Genomic DNA, 17,207 nt, shown 5'->3' with positions numbered 1-17,207 from the left:
TTTGGCCTAAGTTTTCGCAGCGAGTGACCCCTGGCTTTTTGAGAAGATACAAAATCTCAAATTTTAAAACCTTCTACTGTTACTATTGCTTTACCAAATAATCAAGATAATATTACCTTAAAAACCAGTATTGAGCTTAATGCGATCACGAAAATTCAACCCCAGGCGATCGTTGTTAATCCCTCACCTCCTCCTCCAGTAGAAAAGGAAGAGGAAAAGTTAAATTATGACAAAAAAATTATTAATGAAGCCTTAGAGTGTTCCCGCAATTTAATTATTAATAAGATTAAGGAATTTGTGCAAAGTAAACAGAATATTACAGGATCTTATGAACCTTTATATGAGTTACTAACGGATTATCCTTTTCGTATTGGTAAAATGCTTAGACCTACCATTTGTCTGAGTATGACTAGATCTGTTGGGGGAATAGGACACTGGGCTTTAACTACTGCGGCTGCTTTAGAATTATATCATAATGCTTTTTTAATTCATGACGATATTGAGGACGGTTCTGAGTCCAGAAGGGGAAAAGATACTTTACACCGAATGGTTGGTATTCCTCGAGCTATTAATGTAGGAAATGGCACACAAGTTTTGGCGGTGGGATTATTATTAGAAAATCTCTCTTTAGTAGGGGTAACAAAAACTATGAATATACTCCATGAGATCGAATTTATGGCGCAACAGTCTGTAGAAGGACAGGCAATGGAATTAGACTGGGTTGCTGAGAATACAGATAATCTAGGGGATCAGGATTACTTTAAAATGTGCGTAAAAAAGACTTGTTGGTACACTTTTATGACCCCTTGTCGTTTAGGGTTAATGATTGGTTATCCAGAGGAAAAATCGGAGAGTTTAAGGGAACCTTTGGCACAAATTACTCGCTTTGGAATGTTGTTGGGGATTGCTTTTCAAATTCAAGATGATTTACTTAATTTACAGGGAACTTTAGAGGATTATGGCAAAGAAATTGCTGGAGATTTGTACGAAGGAAAGCGTACACTAATGCTCAATCATGTTGTTAAAAAAAGTAATCAATCGGATAAGATTTTAGAAATTTTATCTCTAGACAGAGAAAAGAAAACACAAAAACAAATTGCCTTTATTTTGGATGAAATGCTTAAATATGACAGTATAGAACACGGTTGGACGGTAGCTAAAACAGTTGCTAAACAAGCAGCCAATATTTTTTATTCATTGGAATTTATCCAACCAGAAACCCCTTTAAAACCGGAAGAGTTTGGCAATACTGCTCTACACGATCGCCGTTTTATGAAGGAGTTAATCAATTATGTAATTTATCGCAATAAATGATATCTTTACAGTTAACTACTATTCTTCAGTTTACTTTTTAGTTCTATTTTTGATAAAAACAATGAATTCTCAAATCAAAAATTGTAGCATCAACTTTAACGGACATAATAGCTATGTTAAAATTGAAAATCCGCCAATTACTACAAATTCTATGACAATTTCCTGTTGGGCAAAAAGTGAAACAGCTAACTGGGATCGGGAGGCTATGTTATTATGTAAACGCAATGGGTATATGATAGCAACTAATAAGGGCAATAAAATTATTCGCTTTTATATTTATAGTAATGGTTGGCAATATGCCCTTAGTAAACCAGATATAGATATTACCCAATGGCATAATTATTCAGGCACGTTTGACGGTGAGGTAATTCGTTTTTATATCGACGGTGAAGAGATGGACTGTACTTATTTTCAAGGAGAAATTCATCGAGATAATAATCCGTTATATATTGGTTATGATAATCTTAGAAATAGCTATTTTAAAGGGCAAATAACAGAAGTTTGTATCTGGGATAAGGCTAAAAGTGCAGGAGAAATTAAAGCAGATATAAATTTACAACTTGAAGGAAAGGAACCTAACTTGGTTGGTTATTATCCCCTCAATAGTGAAGATGATAAGTTGTCGCGAGATGTGAAAATAATTAATGCTGACTTGTTAAATAATTACCCAAAAAACTTAACTAAAATTACCAAAATACAAACCTATATTATTCAAAATCTAGAAAGTGAATTATTCTTAGATATTCCAGCAGGAAATCCCAGTGAAGCAACAATTATTTGGGGACATACATATAACGGAGGAGTGGGACAACAATGGATAATTACCCCAGAAGGAATCATTAAAAGTATATTAGGAGAATTTGCTTTAGACTTAAAAGAAATTCCTGATTTTCCTTGGGTTAAACAAGTTATAATTATTCCTGTCAGTGGATTATTATCTCAACAATGGACAATAGAGCATAACGGAGTAATTAAAAATAAAAGTAACCAGTTTGCCTTAACAATAGTGGCTCAAAATGATTATCAAATTGCTTTTGCTTACCCTGTTGATGAGTCTCAGCTAAAACCTAACGAAACATGGCAGGTTATTCCTTATCAAACAATTGAAGATTGTTCACATCAGGAATTTTCAACCTAGTTAAATTAGAATTTAGGTCGATACGTTTGTGTGTAGATGAAGCCAAAAATGTTCTAGATAATAATAACAATAATGCAAGAAATTCACTCTCAAGTCTATTCAAACAGTCAACTTACTCTGCACTTAAACTTAAAAAATTTAAGTGACCAAAATATATTATTTCGTCCAACTATTGAAGATTGGGTCATTGATGATAAGATAATGATTGCTTCTGTGAAAGCTATTGATCCTCCTTTCGCTTTTATTTTACCTCAACAAGAAATTAAACAAACTTTAATAGTAGAAATACCAGGTAATTTACAGTCTGGGCAAATATTAAGAAATTGGCTACGCTTTCCTAGCGTCCAAGAAGTAGCTATCCCTCTTTATGTAACAATTATTAACCCGTCGAATCAAGATAAAAATAAGATAAATTCCAGTTTATCTTTATCGATTGAATTACCGACAATATTTCCAGAACCTAACACTGATCCTATTTTTAGTTTGATGTCTGGTATCCTCGACTTAGACAAAATACCGAGTCATTGGTTAGTAGCTGAACTATGTGTTAAACTGTACCAAATAGGTCAAGAATACAGCAAATCTTCTCAGGGTCATCAACTATTACAAAAATTACAATCAACTGATTTTTTTAGCAATGGGATCAGGGCTTTTTCATTGGCAAAAATTCCTGAATGGATAAAAGAAACCATCAATACAATTCATAAAAATCTTCCTTATGAACTAGGAAAAGGTCACTTGTTATACATTTGGGAAAGCTGGTTATTTACTTTAGCTGAAATTGATCATACTGTTCCTGAATTTATGGTTGATGATTGCATCACTCAGATAGAATTATATCCTGAGCAGTTGTTTCCGAATATAATACTAGGGTTAGCTAAATTATCACCAGCAATAGAAAAAAGATTCAATTTGCCAACAATATCTCAGAGTAAACCTGAGCAAGCTAATGTGGATTTAATCAATTTTTTATCTGGTCTTGACTTAATTTCAGCACGATGGTTAGCTGTGGAGATATTAGTAAAAATTGCGTACATAGGAGATAAATCTCTTCAAACAGAAGCAGAAAAAAAATTACTTTCTCGGGTTAGTTCCTCTTCCTTTTTTGAGAGAGGAATTTTGTCTTTTACATCAGCGCAGGTTCCTCGTTGGATAGAAATTAGTCATTCAGCTATCACCGCTTATTATAATTCTCTGGGTTTAAAAACTAACAGTGGTGGACTTCTTTATCTTCTAGAAACATGGCTATGGAATTTAACCCCTAAGTCATTACAAACGGGTTTAACAACTCAATCACAAGACATAGACATTTTTATCAGAGATTTAGGAATGGATGAAAGACGCTGGTTTATAGCAATTATTTTTGGTTTGAAACAACTTTGTCCAAGAATTAATCAAACCCTACAAAAAATTGCTCAACAAACGGAAATTTTAACCGATGAAACTTTGCCTTTCATCGGATTTAATGAGGATGTCGTTAATGAAAACGGTTCCATACAACGTTGAGTCCTTAATATCTTGGCTTAACGATTAAACGACGATTGGGTTCTTGTCCGCGACTTTCCGTAGCAATATCTTGAACATCTTTAAAAAAGGAATGAATTTGACGACGTTCAGCAGAAGAAAGGGCGGTCATTTCTATTTCCTGCCCTGTTTGACGAACCTTTTGAGCAATATCTTCGGTAAGAGCTTTTAACTGTTCAAGACGCTGTACACGATAGCCATTCAGTTCTATGGTGAACCCTCGTTGTTCGGTATTATCTAAGCTTTGATTGATTAGGGTATTGGCTAAATATTGAATTGCGTCAAGACCTTCTCCTTTTTCCCCTATTAATGTCGAAATTTTTTCGGGGGGCAACTTGGTTTCATCAATGATTAACCAGCATTCCTGAGTTTTTTCTAGTTCGTTCTCTCGATATTCAAACTTAACGTCGGCAGGAAAACCCATCAGTTGTAAAAGGTTTTCTAACCATTCTTTACCTATTTGTTTTTCTTGTTCCATAGTAATAAGGTTGACCTATATTTTACCTGTCTTGCTTTTCCGTTAGTTCCAGAATAAGCGTCTATTTTTTCTGTTATTATTTCGTGTCCTGCCAAAACGTATTGTAGCAATACGTTTTAGCTTATGTGACAACTTAGGAAGTTTTCTCTTTTTTCTTAGAACGCTTTTCAAAAGGAATATTTTGTCTTCCTTTTTCTGCTTTTTCTTGTTCTTCGAGCAACTTCTGCAAGTTCTCTGGTAGAGGTTCCCTCATTAAAATTAGGGTTTGTAGGGTTTGGAAGATGTTAGCCACTACGATGTACATCAGAACCCCAGCAGGAAGAGGGAAAAAGAGAAACATCCCACTAAAAATAACAGGGGTAACTTTATTGATTGCCTGTTGTTGTTGCGCTCCACCCCCAGAAGAACCGGAGAGTTCTTGGTTTATATAGATGCTGAAACCAAAGAAGAGAATCATTCCTAAAATATCCCAGTTAATGGTACCGTCATCGTTGGTGACACCCACTTGTCCTAAAGCCTTAATAAAGAGGAATCCTGTGTTAGTAGCAATACCTGGGAGAGTAGCTTGAACACTAGCATCTCCTGGAGCTAAAGCAGAGATGGTTCCATCTTCGTTAATTTCTAGTCTTTCTGCACCTTTGGTAATTTCATAGGTGGGACGAATATCGCTGTCTGGGTTTTGTTGAACTAAGTTAGATAAGGATTGTCCCTCGCTGGTTTGAAATGCAACGCTTGTTGTTTCTCCAACTCCCAGTTTATTACCTCCAGGTAGTAGGGCAGAAATGGGATAATGAATACCATCTGTGACGTATACGTTACTGGGTTTGGTGGCGTAGGGTTGAGGAACAACTCGTTCAATTTGTTCTGAGGGCAAAATCTGAACATCCACAGTGTAGTTGATGTTGGCAAAAGGTGAACCTCTCAAAGTGGCAAACAAAGCGAATAAAATCGGCATTTGTAGCAACAGGGGTAAACAACCAGCTAAAGGGTTGCCAAATTCCTGCATTAGCTTACCCATTTCTTCTTGTTGTTTGGTGGGGTCATCTTTGTAACGACGCTGAATTTCTTCTTGTCGTTCTTTCATTAGAGGTTGAGTGATTCGCATTTTCCGCATATTGCGAATTTGGCCTGCACTTAAGGGGTACAAACCAAGGCGAATGACTAGGGTTAAGGCAATAATCGCAAAACCGTAGCTTGGCACAATCCCGTAGAAAAAATCTAGGATTGGCAGCATAATGTTTGTGGAAATAAATCCGATACCAAAATCCATTCGTCTTAATCCAAGTAATTCCCTGATGGGGTGAGCTTTTGTTTAGTTTATTCAATAGGAGGAGTGAGTAACACAAGGGTTATCTCAATCCTAGTCTCGATTTTAGAAGTTATTGGGCGGTAATCGCTTCGACGGGTTTTCCTGTTTTGTCGGCGACTTTTTCGGCCATATAATCATAAATTTCTCGGAAGCGAGGGACGGCGCGCATTTCTAGACGACTTCTATCTCTGAGAGTAACCACGAGATCTCCCCATAAACCAACTCCACGGGGAATCTTAGCGATTTTAACAATCTCCCCGTAAATAATGTCGGTGCGATCGTTACCCATCCAACCTCCTGTGATGGAGATACGGCGATCGGTGATGCGATAACGTAACCAGATAGCTCGTACTATGGCTCCGACGGTTAAGGGTAAACAAATTACTGTAAATCCCAGTAATATATTAATGATTAAATCCCCAACGTGAGGGCCTCCTTCATAAAATGTGTTCTCTTTTATACCCATGAATTATCTCGGCTTTGATTAACAACTGTTCTAATTCTCGCAAAAAATGTTCATATTTGCACTCCGCTGCGTTACGCTTAACGACGATTACCACCTGACAACCTGGGATCATCCTTGGTAAAAAAAGGCGAATTACTGCTTTTATTTGCCGTTTTAGACGGTTACGAGTTACTGCTTTTTTACTCACTTTTTGGCTAACGGAAATTCCAAACTGTACGGGTTGTGCCACTGTTTGTGAATTACCTTGCCACCATACGAGCATGACCAAATGGGGGCTTTTATAGCGTTTTCCTCGATTATAAACGCTTTGGAATGCCTTGGGGTTTCTCAGGCGGTTTTGTTTGGGTAATCCCACGGTTGACCATCATTGTTAATCTCAAGGTGGGGGAAAGTATTCTACTTACACTGATAGACGATGTCTTCCCTTTTTCCGTCTTGCTTGAATCACTTTACGACCATTACTTTTTCGCATCCTCGCACGAAAACCGGATGTCCTTTTCTGCTTGCGATTTGTTCCTCCTAGGGTACGCTGAGTCACAACTTTTGTCCTCCAACAACATTGTTTTGGTTTAGCTTTTTAAATACACAGTCTCCGATTGTAACATAGTTTTATTAAGTGAGACAAGTTATACCCCAAGAATTTAGAAGTTGAAATTGGGGAAAAAATAAGAGATTAAAATTTACTTTCATAGCGGACAGTGGCTTCGTTTAAAGTGTAATCGTAGGAAAAGCGGATAGTAGAGTTATCTTCTAGTTTATAAACCGTTTCTAATACAGGGAATAAACGTAAATTAGTTAAACCAAGATTTTCTCCAAAATTGGTAACTTGTTGATTGCTATTGAACACCCAATCTTGTAAAAAAGGTAGAATAACAACTGCTGATTGTACAACACCAGTTTCTAATAATTGACTAGAATTTTGTCTTTGCAACTGTTCAACTGTTGCGGGAAGTTGCTGCCCAAACAAGGTAAATAATTCCGTGTTGCTTAGAGGTGGATTACTGGAAAAAGAAACGATGGGCGATCGCAACAGATCTGCTATGGAATTTGCTCCTAAGTTATTAATTTCTATACATTTTACCAAGGAGTTTAAGTTTTCTTGGGAAGTTTTATTATAAGGTGTAATGGGTGGTGAGTTTTCATCGTTAAATTGACAAACATTTTCAAAGATATTACCGACATTGGGTAATACTTCATTGGCACTGCCTTCTACTTTTAAGGTTATTTCAGAGGATTTTGCTCTACCGGTTTGAACAATATCATCAGCAATTTCGTTATCTTGAATTGAACGCAAAGCTACAGCGAAAATGTATAATTTGAGTTCTAAGTCAATCAACGGGTTTAATAGTCCTTGTTGTGGGGAAAAAGTTAAAGTATTTTCGTTTTGATCACTAATAAAAACACGAGTTACAGGTAAATTAACTTGACCATTATTAATTTTAATTTTTCCTGACGGTTCAATTTTTAATAATTCTGCTAAGGATAAACGGTTGATTTGACCATTTAAGTTTAAATTACCACTAAGATTAAGAAAGGTTTGGGGAAGGTTTAATGTTCTTGAACTTTGTAAGGAAATATTATCAATATTTATTTTAAAATCATCTAATCTTGGTGGAATAACAATGTTATTTTGAGTAGCAAGTACTCCCACCCATTTCTCAAATAAAGGTGATTTTTCTGCAAATTTTAAATTCAATTGAGGAACTTGTATCTTACCTTCTGTCAAATCAATGTTGCCACTGATTTTAGGGCTAATCAATGCTCCTGTAATCATTATATTGCCATTAATTAATCCTTGATAAATTCCCGATTGATTAACTTTATCTTGACTCAATTGTATAGAGAGGGGGTTATTGATAGTTTGTTGATTTTGAAGGGGTAATAGGGGTAAATTTCCTCTGATATCTAAGCGATTATTAACAATATCTACGGTTAATTGTTCAACATTAAGACTTCTGTTGTTGAGGTTAGCTTCTCCATTCAAGGTTACAACTGTAGGAAGCAAACTATTAGTCAATTGTGCATTATTTAAGTTTAAGTTAATTTGACTATCAGAATCAAGAGAAATTCTTAGTCGATTATCAATAGATATTTTTCCTCCGATGTTAGCTGAAATATTGCCTTCCCCACCAACCCAAAGTATTTGATCAAGGGTTAAAGGTTCTAATAAAGCAAAAGATTCTTGTCCTATTTTAGCTTCTATTTCAAAGCGATCGTTTATGTTTTCTATAATAGGAAAGGGTAAAGTAGCAGCGATATTAATAAAGTTAGGTTGCTTGGTTTCGACTTGCAAACTATTGTCACTATAGTTAAATTCTCCTCCTAAATCAAGATTTAGAGGTCTTGCGTTAATTGCTCCGTTATTAAACTCAAAAATTCCATTAACAATAGGTTCTTTTAGTGTCCCGTTAACAATACCTTCTACATTAATAGTTCCATTTATGTCGCTTGGAATAACAATTAAATTACGAACTAAGTCTAAAGTTAGGTTCTCTACTTTAAAAGTAGATGAATCAAGAGCATACTGATTATTATTGTAAGATAAATTAAGTAATCCTGCTGCGGTTGCTTCTCCAAATTTTATACTAGGATTTACTGAGATATTTCTATCTTCCAGTTTTCCTTTAAGGGATAATTTTTCAATAGGAATAACTTGTGAACCTTCCATAATTAATCCCAATGATTCTACAATCGAAGCAGTAGAAGGTTGAGGTGTCCATGTCCATTGCTGTCCGATAAATTGTATATTTATTTTAGGATTGGTAATAGTTCCACCCAGATTCATTTCTGCGTCATATTTACCTTTAATATCTATTTCTCTAGGTAAATCTCCTGCTTGAGTTTGAGCAAAAAACTCTTCTATTTTCTGATCGTTAATCCAAAATTGATAAAGTTGTTCAGCAATAGATTGTGAAGGATTAGAAACAGCATTGGGTTTAATATTTTCTACTGCAGTAAAACTATTTTCTTTTAGTTGTAGGAGTCGCAACAAGTTTTCCCAATCGTATAACTGTAGAGCAATTAGTAAGTCTTCAATATTACCTTGAGTAATATCTATTTTTCCTTCAACTTCCCCTAAATTAGTATCTAAGCTACCAAAAATATTGTAATTGCTATTCCCTATAATTAATTGGGTTTGTTCTAATCGTAATATATCATCTTCATAAGTTAAAAATAATTCTAGTTTATCTGCTGTAACATCTCCTAGTTTCGGGGATGTGATGATAAGTTTTCCTACAGTATTTAAGTCCGATGGATTAAAAGTTATTTCTATGTCAATTAAACCTTGTAAATACTCGGGTAATCCATAATTTCCTAAAGGTACTATTTTAAAAATATCGATAGGTAAACTTTCTATATTCCCTATTAAATTATCATTCTTGCGTTTCACTTCGGCAATAATTGGTACATCATTATTGTAAATTTGCCGAATTTCAAAGGATTCTAAAATAGAAATTAATGAACATTCATTTCCTAAGCATGGATTTAAAACCGTGCTAATTTCATCTTGTTTCCCTTCTAGATTAAAAGAGATTTGATCAATAGAATTTATATTAATCTTACCTACTAATTCAGGTTCAAATACCTGTTCATTAAAACTCAAGTTAGTCAAATTAATATCCCCTACTATCTCTAAATTTCCTGGCAAGAAAGGTGCAGTCAATAAATTATTTCCTGATAAAGTACCTGTAAAACTACCTTCTCCTTTTAGTGCTAATTCTGTTGGTAGTAGCTTTTGATTGATGGGTATTTTATCTAGTAATCGTGTCAAGGATAATTCAGTTAAATTAAAGTTAGTGTCAACATCAAAAGAAAATTGTTCAATATCTGGTGAACTCCAAATGTTAGAAACAATAAAATTACCCTCTGCTTGAAGATTTTGTTTTCCTACTTCTACAAATGCTTGATTAACTGTAATGGTAATCAATGAAGGAGAAGTTAAAAGAGGAGTTAAAGGAAGAGAAGCATTGATTTGACTGTCTAGTTTGTCAGAAGTAAAAACGGAAAATAATTCATTATTTAAACTAGATAAACTAATATTATTCGTTGTTATATCACCCGATATTTGATCATTACTTATTTCTCCATCAATAGTTACTATTCCATCTGCTATTTCTACTTCTGTATAGGTATTTCCTTGAAAATCTTGAAAATTAAACGATAGCAGAGATGATAGATTCCCTGTAAAATTGGTTTCTGCTTTTCTTACTCTTATAACGGGATATCCTTCAATAATAAATGGTGCAACAGATAGAGGAGTCAAAGTTGCATTTCCCTTGATTAAACCTTGTCTTATTTCTGTGTTTGCTGTTACACTTTGATTCGCAATTAGTAAATCACCATTTGCATTTATTTCTAAATTGTTCAGATTGGATGCTAGATTTAAAAAATTAAGCGATCGCAATTCTCCTTTTATATTAATAAAACCGTCAACTAACTTAACAGGAATCGGTATCTTAGAAATAATCTGGTTAACTGATAAATTATTAATATTAGCAACTGCTTCTATAGACTCGTTTTCTAGTTTACCTCTTGCTATAACTCTACTCTCCTCTATTTTAATCACTACATTTCCGTTCCCATTAATTTCACTTAAATTAATGGTTTTATTACTCCAAATCTTTTCTAGATTACTAGAGAAGCTTACAAAAGAGTTCTCAATTAATATGGGAGCAGGTGATTTTTTAATAAACGAATGTATAGGTAATTGTAATGTTGTAAGCTCTGTTCGTAAATTATTATTTTTTAGATCGCTGTTAATGATAACCTTTCCTTGATTAACTAATAGCGAAAGATTAGAACTAATACCTAAACGTTCATTTATCTCCCCTAATATGCGGACATTACCTTGTTGTAATGCTAATTCTTGAGGACATTGGATATCAAATTTTATACAGAAAATACTCGTAAAAGGAGTTAGATTTAAAAATTCTGTATCAATAGAACTCTGCCATTTTTTTGTTTTTAAACTACCACTCCCTGCAATATTAATAATTCCTTGCGAAGTACGAATAGTTGTATCTTTTAACAATAAAAAATTTTGTTTTAAAAGAATCTCCCCTTGACTGGTAATAGTGGTATTTGGTTTAGATAAATCTCCAGAATTTTCCCATTTAATTAAACCATTAATATTACTTATTTTTCCTTGTATATTTCCTTGTGCTTGCAATAAATTTACATTTACCTCAGAAGGCAAAGAATAATAGTCATTAATTAACTTTCCAGTTGGTAAAGCTACTTCCAAGCCAAGTTTAACAGGAAATTGTTTAACATTTATAGGTTTACCTCCCTTGATTGATTGAGTAATATTTTGGGTAATATTTCCCTTTCCTTGTATCTTTCCTCCCGCTTGAGGTTCTATTAAAAAGTTTTCAAGGAAAGTTTCATCCAAACTAACTTTAAATTCTGCCAAAATAGTTTTTATAGGCGTTTTCTCTAAAATAACAAGATCCTTATTGATAACTTTTCCCCGAATAATAGGATTAGTCAATAAACCAGTTACATTAAAATTAATTTGGAATTCACCTTTTGCCTGAACTGGTAAAGTAATTGGGATAACTTCAAAAACATTATCGAAGCTAAAATTTTGAACATTGATTTTAATATCACTTCCTCGTTGCCAATCATAATAACCTTCTAACTGAGTAATGATATCTCCTGTAACAATTTTTCCCCGATCAATTAAGATTTTCTGATTTTTAAATTGAAAAGCTAAATCTGCTTCAATAGGTTGTTTAAGAGATGTAGTTTTTGCTCTAAAATCTCCTAACTCTAAATTACCCTTTCCCTCAGTTCCTCTGAAATCTTCTAGAGAAGAAAAATTTAAATTCAAATTAGCTTGAAGATAACTTTTATCAAGATTAAAAGGAAGATTAGGAAAAATAGATAACCAAGTTGCTAACGATAATCGATTTAATTGTAAATTGAGTCTGGTTTTTGTACTTTTAACAAAAGTTTCACCTTCAAGTTTAATTTCATCACTATTTACTAAACCCAAACTAAGATCATAAATCCACTTTCTTTGTTTACTTTTTTGATATTCTAAATTTCCAGCTACTTTAATATTTACGGTTTCTTCTGAGCCGTAAGGTGATAAAATAATATTAGTATTATTAACATCTACAGATAAATCAAAATTGAGGGGGATAACTTCATCAGTGGCCCTAACACTTAACCATTGACCTGGTTTTTCTTCACGAACTTTGACCTTAACACTTTCAGGAGAAAGATTAATAGCTAACTTTCGTTGCCATAAAATAGTTAGAGGATTAAAAGTAACCTTAATACCTTCAGCAGTTAATTGATTAGTATTTTGAGCCGTTTCTGGAATAGAAGCCCGATCTAGCTGTAAACTGGTTAAAGAAAACCCCTCTAACTCACCAATTTCTATAGGACGATTAATAACCTTACTCAGTCGTTCTTCCAACAAAGGGGGTAGATACTCCCTCAACATAAAACTTAATCCTGTATAACCGACAGAAACTAAGGTTACAGAAGAGGTTACTATGATTATAGTTTTTGGTCTCCTAATAACTCTGAGAAAACCGTTGAACCAACCGAAAAACGGGTTAGGAGGTGGGGAAGACTGACTCATGAGGTTTCGAGAACGAAGATAGGTTCAAAAAGAATTTGTGACTAATCTAACGCACTTGAAAACAAATCTTTCTCATAAATGGGTGAGCATTGGGGGTCAATATGCCTCACAATAAAGAATATAAACCACCAAAGGAGTAACCTACAGATGTTGGCATACATCCTAGCGATCGCTGTTGGCCTTGCAAGTTTAAGTCTGTATTTGTCCGCTTTTTTCCTCCCTGAATTACACCGAAAGGACGATTTTCTCTGGAGTGGTGTTGGTTTATTTTACGCACTCGTCCTCTGGGTTTGTGCAGGAAGAATGACAGGAGGTGTACTGTTAGGGCAGAGTGCCGCTGTGACGCTAGTGTTATCCTTAGGTTGGCAAACTTTACGCCTAAGACGGGCGATCGCTCATCCAGATGATAAAACCGACATTCGGGGATTTTCTGTTCTCAGTTGGGTGCAAAACCGTTTTCAGAAATCATCAACCCCTGTGACACCGGATGGGGGTGAAACGTCAGAGGAAAAACAAGAAACAGAGACAGAAACTACATCAGAAGAAACTGCAGTTGCTGCTGAAACTGAAACAAAAACCACTGAATCAGAAACAGAGACTGTCTCAGAGGTTGAGACATCCCCAGAAACTAGTGAACCGGTAGTCACTTCAACCGATACAGAAACCGATCTCGAAGAAAGTAACTGGGATGATGATGATGATGAGGTTTCAGAAATTGAGGAAGAAACAGAAACCATTACCACTGAAACCCTGACAGAAACAACTGAGGTTGAGTCAGAAGAATCAAATGAAACTAACACTTCTCAAATGACAGAAAGTCTCGAAGAATATGTTACCGAATTTGAACCTTATATGGCTGACGATGATGCAGAAACTCTCATCGAAGAATACAAACCTAAAATTGAACTTTCTGAGTCTGATTCTACGGAAGAAGCTAGTGATCAACCTGTAGAAAAGGAAAGCGATGAGGAAACTGAGGAAAATGAAGAGGAAAAAAAATCACAATAAGATGATATTCTAAACTCCAAAGTCAAATTTATGCTTACTCAAGATCCTCATTTAATTCTCGACAAAACGATTCAATAGCTTCGATTTGTGGTGAAATTTCTCCGAACCATTCTGAATAAAGATTTCTAACTGATGAATTCCTGATGATCGAATCAATAAAATTCAACCATTGAGGATCATTGTCGGGCAAAATTAGACCGTATTCTTCACAGTCGATAGGATTTTTGGGGACTAAAACGAAATCCGGACCCAATCTTAGATTTTGGATCAATGCTTCTCCAACTAAGAGAATACCATCACTAGCAAAAGCATCGATTTTGTCCCCTTGCAATGCTTGTATTCCTCGGTATCTACCAGTTGCGCCTTGAAACTGTACTAAATTAGCTAGAGGGTATGTGTCAGCCATTAATTGTTCGTTGGTGGTATTTCTCAAAACCCCAATATTAACCCCTTCTAAACTGCCGTTAGTGTTGATACCTTTTACTTTTTCGGTGCTAACTAATAATTGAGTTCCTGTTAGGAAAAAGGGGGAAGAAAATTGTACTTGATATTCAGGGAGTTCCCGAATAGTATTAGGTCCGCATTCTATGTCTACAATGCGATCGCTAACTAATTCAAAGCGATTAAACAGGGTTGACTTGTACAATTTAATTGCAATAGCTTGCTTGTCCAATTTTTGTTGAAGCTGTTCTCTGAGAACCCCAATAAAATCTAAACATAATCCGTCTAATTCTCCGTTAACATCTCGATAACCAAAAGGTACTGCATCTTCTCTAATCCCAACTTTCAATAAACCTGTTTCTTGAATTCTCTCTAGGACAGTTTCTTCTTGACCATAAGTGGGTGAACTAGAAAAAAATAATAAAAAGACATTAATAATTATTCCAGAAAATTTGAATTTTTTCATGGTTTTTTCCTATTCCTAAACAACAGAATCCCAAGGATCTAAAATATCTTTAAATAAAACTTCTTCAATCCAAGTTTTAGCCACAACCGCTAGGGGGAGAGCTAACAACAATCCTAATATACCAAAGGTTTGAGCAAAAAAGATTTGCGCCATCAATGTTACCGCAGGAAGCAAGGAAACTTTTTTGGCCATAACAGTGGGGGTTAACCAATAACTTTCAATATTCTGAATAATAAAATACCAGATTAAAATTGCCCAAATTTTCCAAGGTTTATCCAATAAAGCCACCATTAAGGGAAAAACAACACTGGTAGCAGGACCCACATTGGGAATAAAATTGAGTAATCCTGCTAATAAAGCATGAACTAACACTAATTTAACCTGTAATACCAACAACCCTATTCCACTTAGAGTCCCAATAAATAGACAATTAATAGTAACTCCTGTTAACCAATTTCCCAATGCTACTTCCGATAGATCCAAAATTTCTTCCCCTCGTTTGCGGTAAAAAGATGGAAAGAGTTTCAAAAATATACTACGATAGTTTTGCGGATTTATTACCATTGTTATTGTCAAGAAAAAAACAAAAACTACCTGTAATATAACTAGCAAAGAATTAGAAAAAACAGTGAAAAAGTTGGCAAAAACTTCCGTTAATAGAGGTTGTAAACGGGTTAATAAATCGCTTAAAGAAGGAGGGGGAGGCAACCAATCAAAACGACTTTGTGTCTCTGATAATGAAATTAAATTATTCCGTAGCCTTTCCCAAACATTGGGTAATAATTCTAGTAATTTTTCAAACTGGTCGATAAAAGGGGGAACCACTAACCAGCCAAATAAAATACTCAAAAAAATGATAGCAATAACAATGATTGTGATGGCGAAATTTCGTCCAATGTTAAACTTTCTCAGCAATTTCACCAATCGATTTAACGCCGTTGCAAAAACAACTGCCGTAAATACTAATAATAATACCTGTCTAATTTCCCAAAGAATATAACAGGAGATTATGAAACTAGATAACCCAAGCCATTTACCAAAATTCATGGAATTATAAGAAGCCTAACGATATCTTTTATATTACAAACAAAAAAAAGGAAGAAAGCAACCCTTCTTCCTGTCATAGTCATATTTATTTTGATTATTCAAAGCTATCGCACAGCACCACGGGCGTTGGTACCACCAGACTTAGCAATTTCTTGTTCGAGGACTTCGTAGGCCTTATCGAATTGAGGATCACCAAAGTCTCCAATTCTATCCCGTTGTTGTTGAAGTTCTTTTCTTTCTTCCTCGGTTAATTCTACCAAGATATCGGGGTCAATTCCCTGTTTGTTGATGTCTCGACCATTGGGGGTTAAATATTTAGCAATGGTTACAGCTAGTCCCGATGTACCATCACCTAAACGTCGAACAGACTGCACCAACCCTTTCCCAAAGGTTTTAGTTCCCACTAAAGTTGCGCGATCGTTATCTTGTAAAGCTCCTGAAAGAATTTCACTGGCACTGGCAGAACCACCATCCACCATGATAACGAGAGGTTTATCGGTTAAAGCGCGATTTGTGGCCCGTTGCGCTTCCACTTCTCCGTTACGACTTACCGTCGATACGATTCGACCTTGATCGAGCCACATCCGAGCGATTTCCACACTAGAGTAGAGAAGTCCTCCTGGATTGGAGCGTAAGTCAAGAATATAACCCTTTACCTTGGCCCCTTCTGCCTCACGAATAGCGGCACGCATTTCTTGGCTGGCCTGTGCGCTAAACTGAGTCAAGCGGATATAACCCACTTTACCGGAAGGAGTTTCTTTGATGCTTGCTTTAACTGGATGGAGTTCGATGCGCGCTCTGACGATGGGATAGTTAATTTCTTGGTTAGCGCGACGAATGGTTAGGGTAACTTTGCTTCCTGGTTTACCACGAATAAGTTTAACGGCATCTTCTACCTCCATCCCTTCGGTGGTTTTGCCGTTAATTTTAGTAATCACATCTTTAGCCAGAATTCCCGCTTCAAAAGCAGGAGTATCTTCTATAGGAGCAACAACGGTCAATTCTTTGGTTTCTTCATCCTTAGTAATTTGAATACCCACGCCGGTTAATTCTCCGGAGGTATCAATCTGCATATTCTTGAACTCTTCGGGGTCCATGAAACGGGTGTAGGGATCACCCAATTGTTCTAACATCTCCCGAATCGCTTTGTAAGCTTCCTGATTGCTGTTATAAGTTTTAGAACTTCCAACGTATTTCTGGCGAACTGCGAGCCAATCTACTTGGTTAAAGGTAGCATCAACATAAGTATCATTAATAACTTGCCAGACTTCGTCCACTAATTTCTTAGGATTATCTTGAAGAGAAGCAACGCTGCGGGGAAGTCGTAACCCTGCCCCTGTAACGGCGATGGTGGTTAAAACTGCGGCAGTTGCACCAAGAACTAACCCTTTTTTGTAATTGACCATAAGCTAAGTGTGTGT

Annotated in this window: 13 protein-coding genes; 4 read left to right on the top strand and 9 right to left on the bottom strand. The window is 35.5% G+C overall.

Features of this window, described 5'->3' with window-relative positions:
- The first annotated feature begins 297 nt into the window (after positions 1 to 297).
- From P9B04_RS16050 to P9B04_RS16040, 3 genes are all read left to right on the top strand, one after another.
- Entirely contained in the window at positions 298 to 1,314 is a 1,017-nt protein-coding gene (locus P9B04_RS16050; RefSeq protein ID WP_342055991.1) for a polyprenyl synthetase family protein, read from the top strand.
- Positions 1,315 to 1,375: 61 nt separating this feature from the next.
- Positions 1,376 to 2,452, top strand: a complete 1,077-nt coding sequence (locus P9B04_RS16045; protein ID WP_342055990.1) for a LamG-like jellyroll fold domain-containing protein — start codon at positions 1,376 to 1,378, stop codon at positions 2,450 to 2,452.
- A gap of 72 nt (positions 2,453 to 2,524) precedes the next feature.
- Positions 2,525 to 3,958: a hypothetical protein gene (locus P9B04_RS16040; protein ID WP_342055989.1), complete on the top strand. Its 1,434-nt coding sequence runs from the start codon at positions 2,525 to 2,527 to the stop codon at positions 3,956 to 3,958.
- A gap of 4 nt (positions 3,959 to 3,962) precedes the next feature.
- Here P9B04_RS16040 and P9B04_RS16035 read toward each other — a convergent pair whose 3' ends face one another.
- The 6 genes from P9B04_RS16035 to P9B04_RS16010 all read right to left on the bottom strand — a co-directional run bounded on the left by P9B04_RS16035 (position 3,963) and on the right by P9B04_RS16010 (position 12,824).
- Positions 3,963 to 4,454 carry a Jag family protein gene (locus P9B04_RS16035; protein ID WP_342055988.1) on the bottom strand — a complete coding sequence of 164 codons (492 nt, stop codon included), beginning with the start codon at positions 4,452 to 4,454 and terminating at the stop codon, positions 3,963 to 3,965.
- Between the two features lie 133 nt (positions 4,455 to 4,587).
- Positions 4,588 to 5,724 (bottom strand): membrane protein insertase YidC, encoded by a 1,137-nt coding sequence (yidC, locus tag P9B04_RS16030; RefSeq protein ID WP_342055987.1) that lies wholly within the window; start codon positions 5,722 to 5,724, stop codon positions 4,588 to 4,590.
- Between the two features lie 109 nt (positions 5,725 to 5,833).
- Positions 5,834 to 6,229: a PH domain-containing protein gene (locus tag P9B04_RS16025; protein ID WP_287139322.1), complete on the bottom strand. Its 396-nt coding sequence runs from the start codon at positions 6,227 to 6,229 to the stop codon at positions 5,834 to 5,836.
- Positions 6,201 to 6,584, bottom strand: a complete 384-nt coding sequence (gene rnpA / locus P9B04_RS16020) for a ribonuclease P protein component (RefSeq protein WP_342055986.1) — start codon at positions 6,582 to 6,584, stop codon at positions 6,201 to 6,203. Before rnpA ends, P9B04_RS16025 begins: the two co-directional genes overlap by 29 nt.
- Before the next feature lie 45 nt (positions 6,585 to 6,629).
- The gene (gene rpmH, locus P9B04_RS16015; RefSeq protein WP_007304785.1) at positions 6,630 to 6,767 is read right to left on the bottom strand and encodes a 50S ribosomal protein L34; all 138 of its coding nucleotides are present in this window, start codon (positions 6,765 to 6,767) and stop codon (positions 6,630 to 6,632) included.
- A 135-nt stretch (positions 6,768 to 6,902) separates the two neighbouring features.
- Complete coding sequence (locus tag P9B04_RS16010; RefSeq protein ID WP_342055985.1) at positions 6,903 to 12,824, bottom strand: translocation/assembly module TamB domain-containing protein; 5,922 nt, start codon at positions 12,822 to 12,824, stop codon at positions 6,903 to 6,905.
- A gap of 147 nt (positions 12,825 to 12,971) precedes the next feature.
- Here P9B04_RS16010 and P9B04_RS16005 point away from each other — a divergent pair, with 147 nt between their 5' ends.
- Positions 12,972 to 13,832, top strand: a complete 861-nt coding sequence (locus P9B04_RS16005) for a Ycf66 family protein (protein ID WP_342055984.1) — start codon at positions 12,972 to 12,974, stop codon at positions 13,830 to 13,832.
- Positions 13,833 to 13,866: 34 nt separating this feature from the next.
- Here P9B04_RS16005 and P9B04_RS16000 read toward each other — a convergent pair whose 3' ends face one another.
- The 3 genes from P9B04_RS16000 to ctpC all read right to left on the bottom strand — a co-directional run bounded on the left by P9B04_RS16000 (position 13,867) and on the right by ctpC (position 17,192).
- Positions 13,867 to 14,739 carry an amino acid ABC transporter substrate-binding protein gene (locus P9B04_RS16000; RefSeq protein ID WP_342055983.1) on the bottom strand — a complete coding sequence of 291 codons (873 nt, stop codon included), beginning with the start codon at positions 14,737 to 14,739 and terminating at the stop codon, positions 13,867 to 13,869.
- A 15-nt stretch (positions 14,740 to 14,754) separates the two neighbouring features.
- The gene (locus P9B04_RS15995; RefSeq protein ID WP_342055982.1) at positions 14,755 to 15,786 is read right to left on the bottom strand and encodes an AI-2E family transporter; all 1,032 of its coding nucleotides are present in this window, start codon (positions 15,784 to 15,786) and stop codon (positions 14,755 to 14,757) included.
- 104 nt (positions 15,787 to 15,890) lie between these two features.
- Complete coding sequence (ctpC, locus tag P9B04_RS15990; protein ID WP_342055981.1) at positions 15,891 to 17,192, bottom strand: carboxyl-terminal processing protease CtpC; 1,302 nt, start codon at positions 17,190 to 17,192, stop codon at positions 15,891 to 15,893.
- Positions 17,193 to 17,207: the final 15 nt, after the last annotated feature.

Origin of the sequence: Crocosphaera sp. Alani8 (assembly GCF_038442745.1) — a bacterium.
Classification (GTDB): Bacteria; Cyanobacteriota; Cyanobacteriia; order Cyanobacteriales; family Microcystaceae; genus Crocosphaera.
This window is presented reverse-complemented; position numbering and strand designations above follow the sequence as displayed.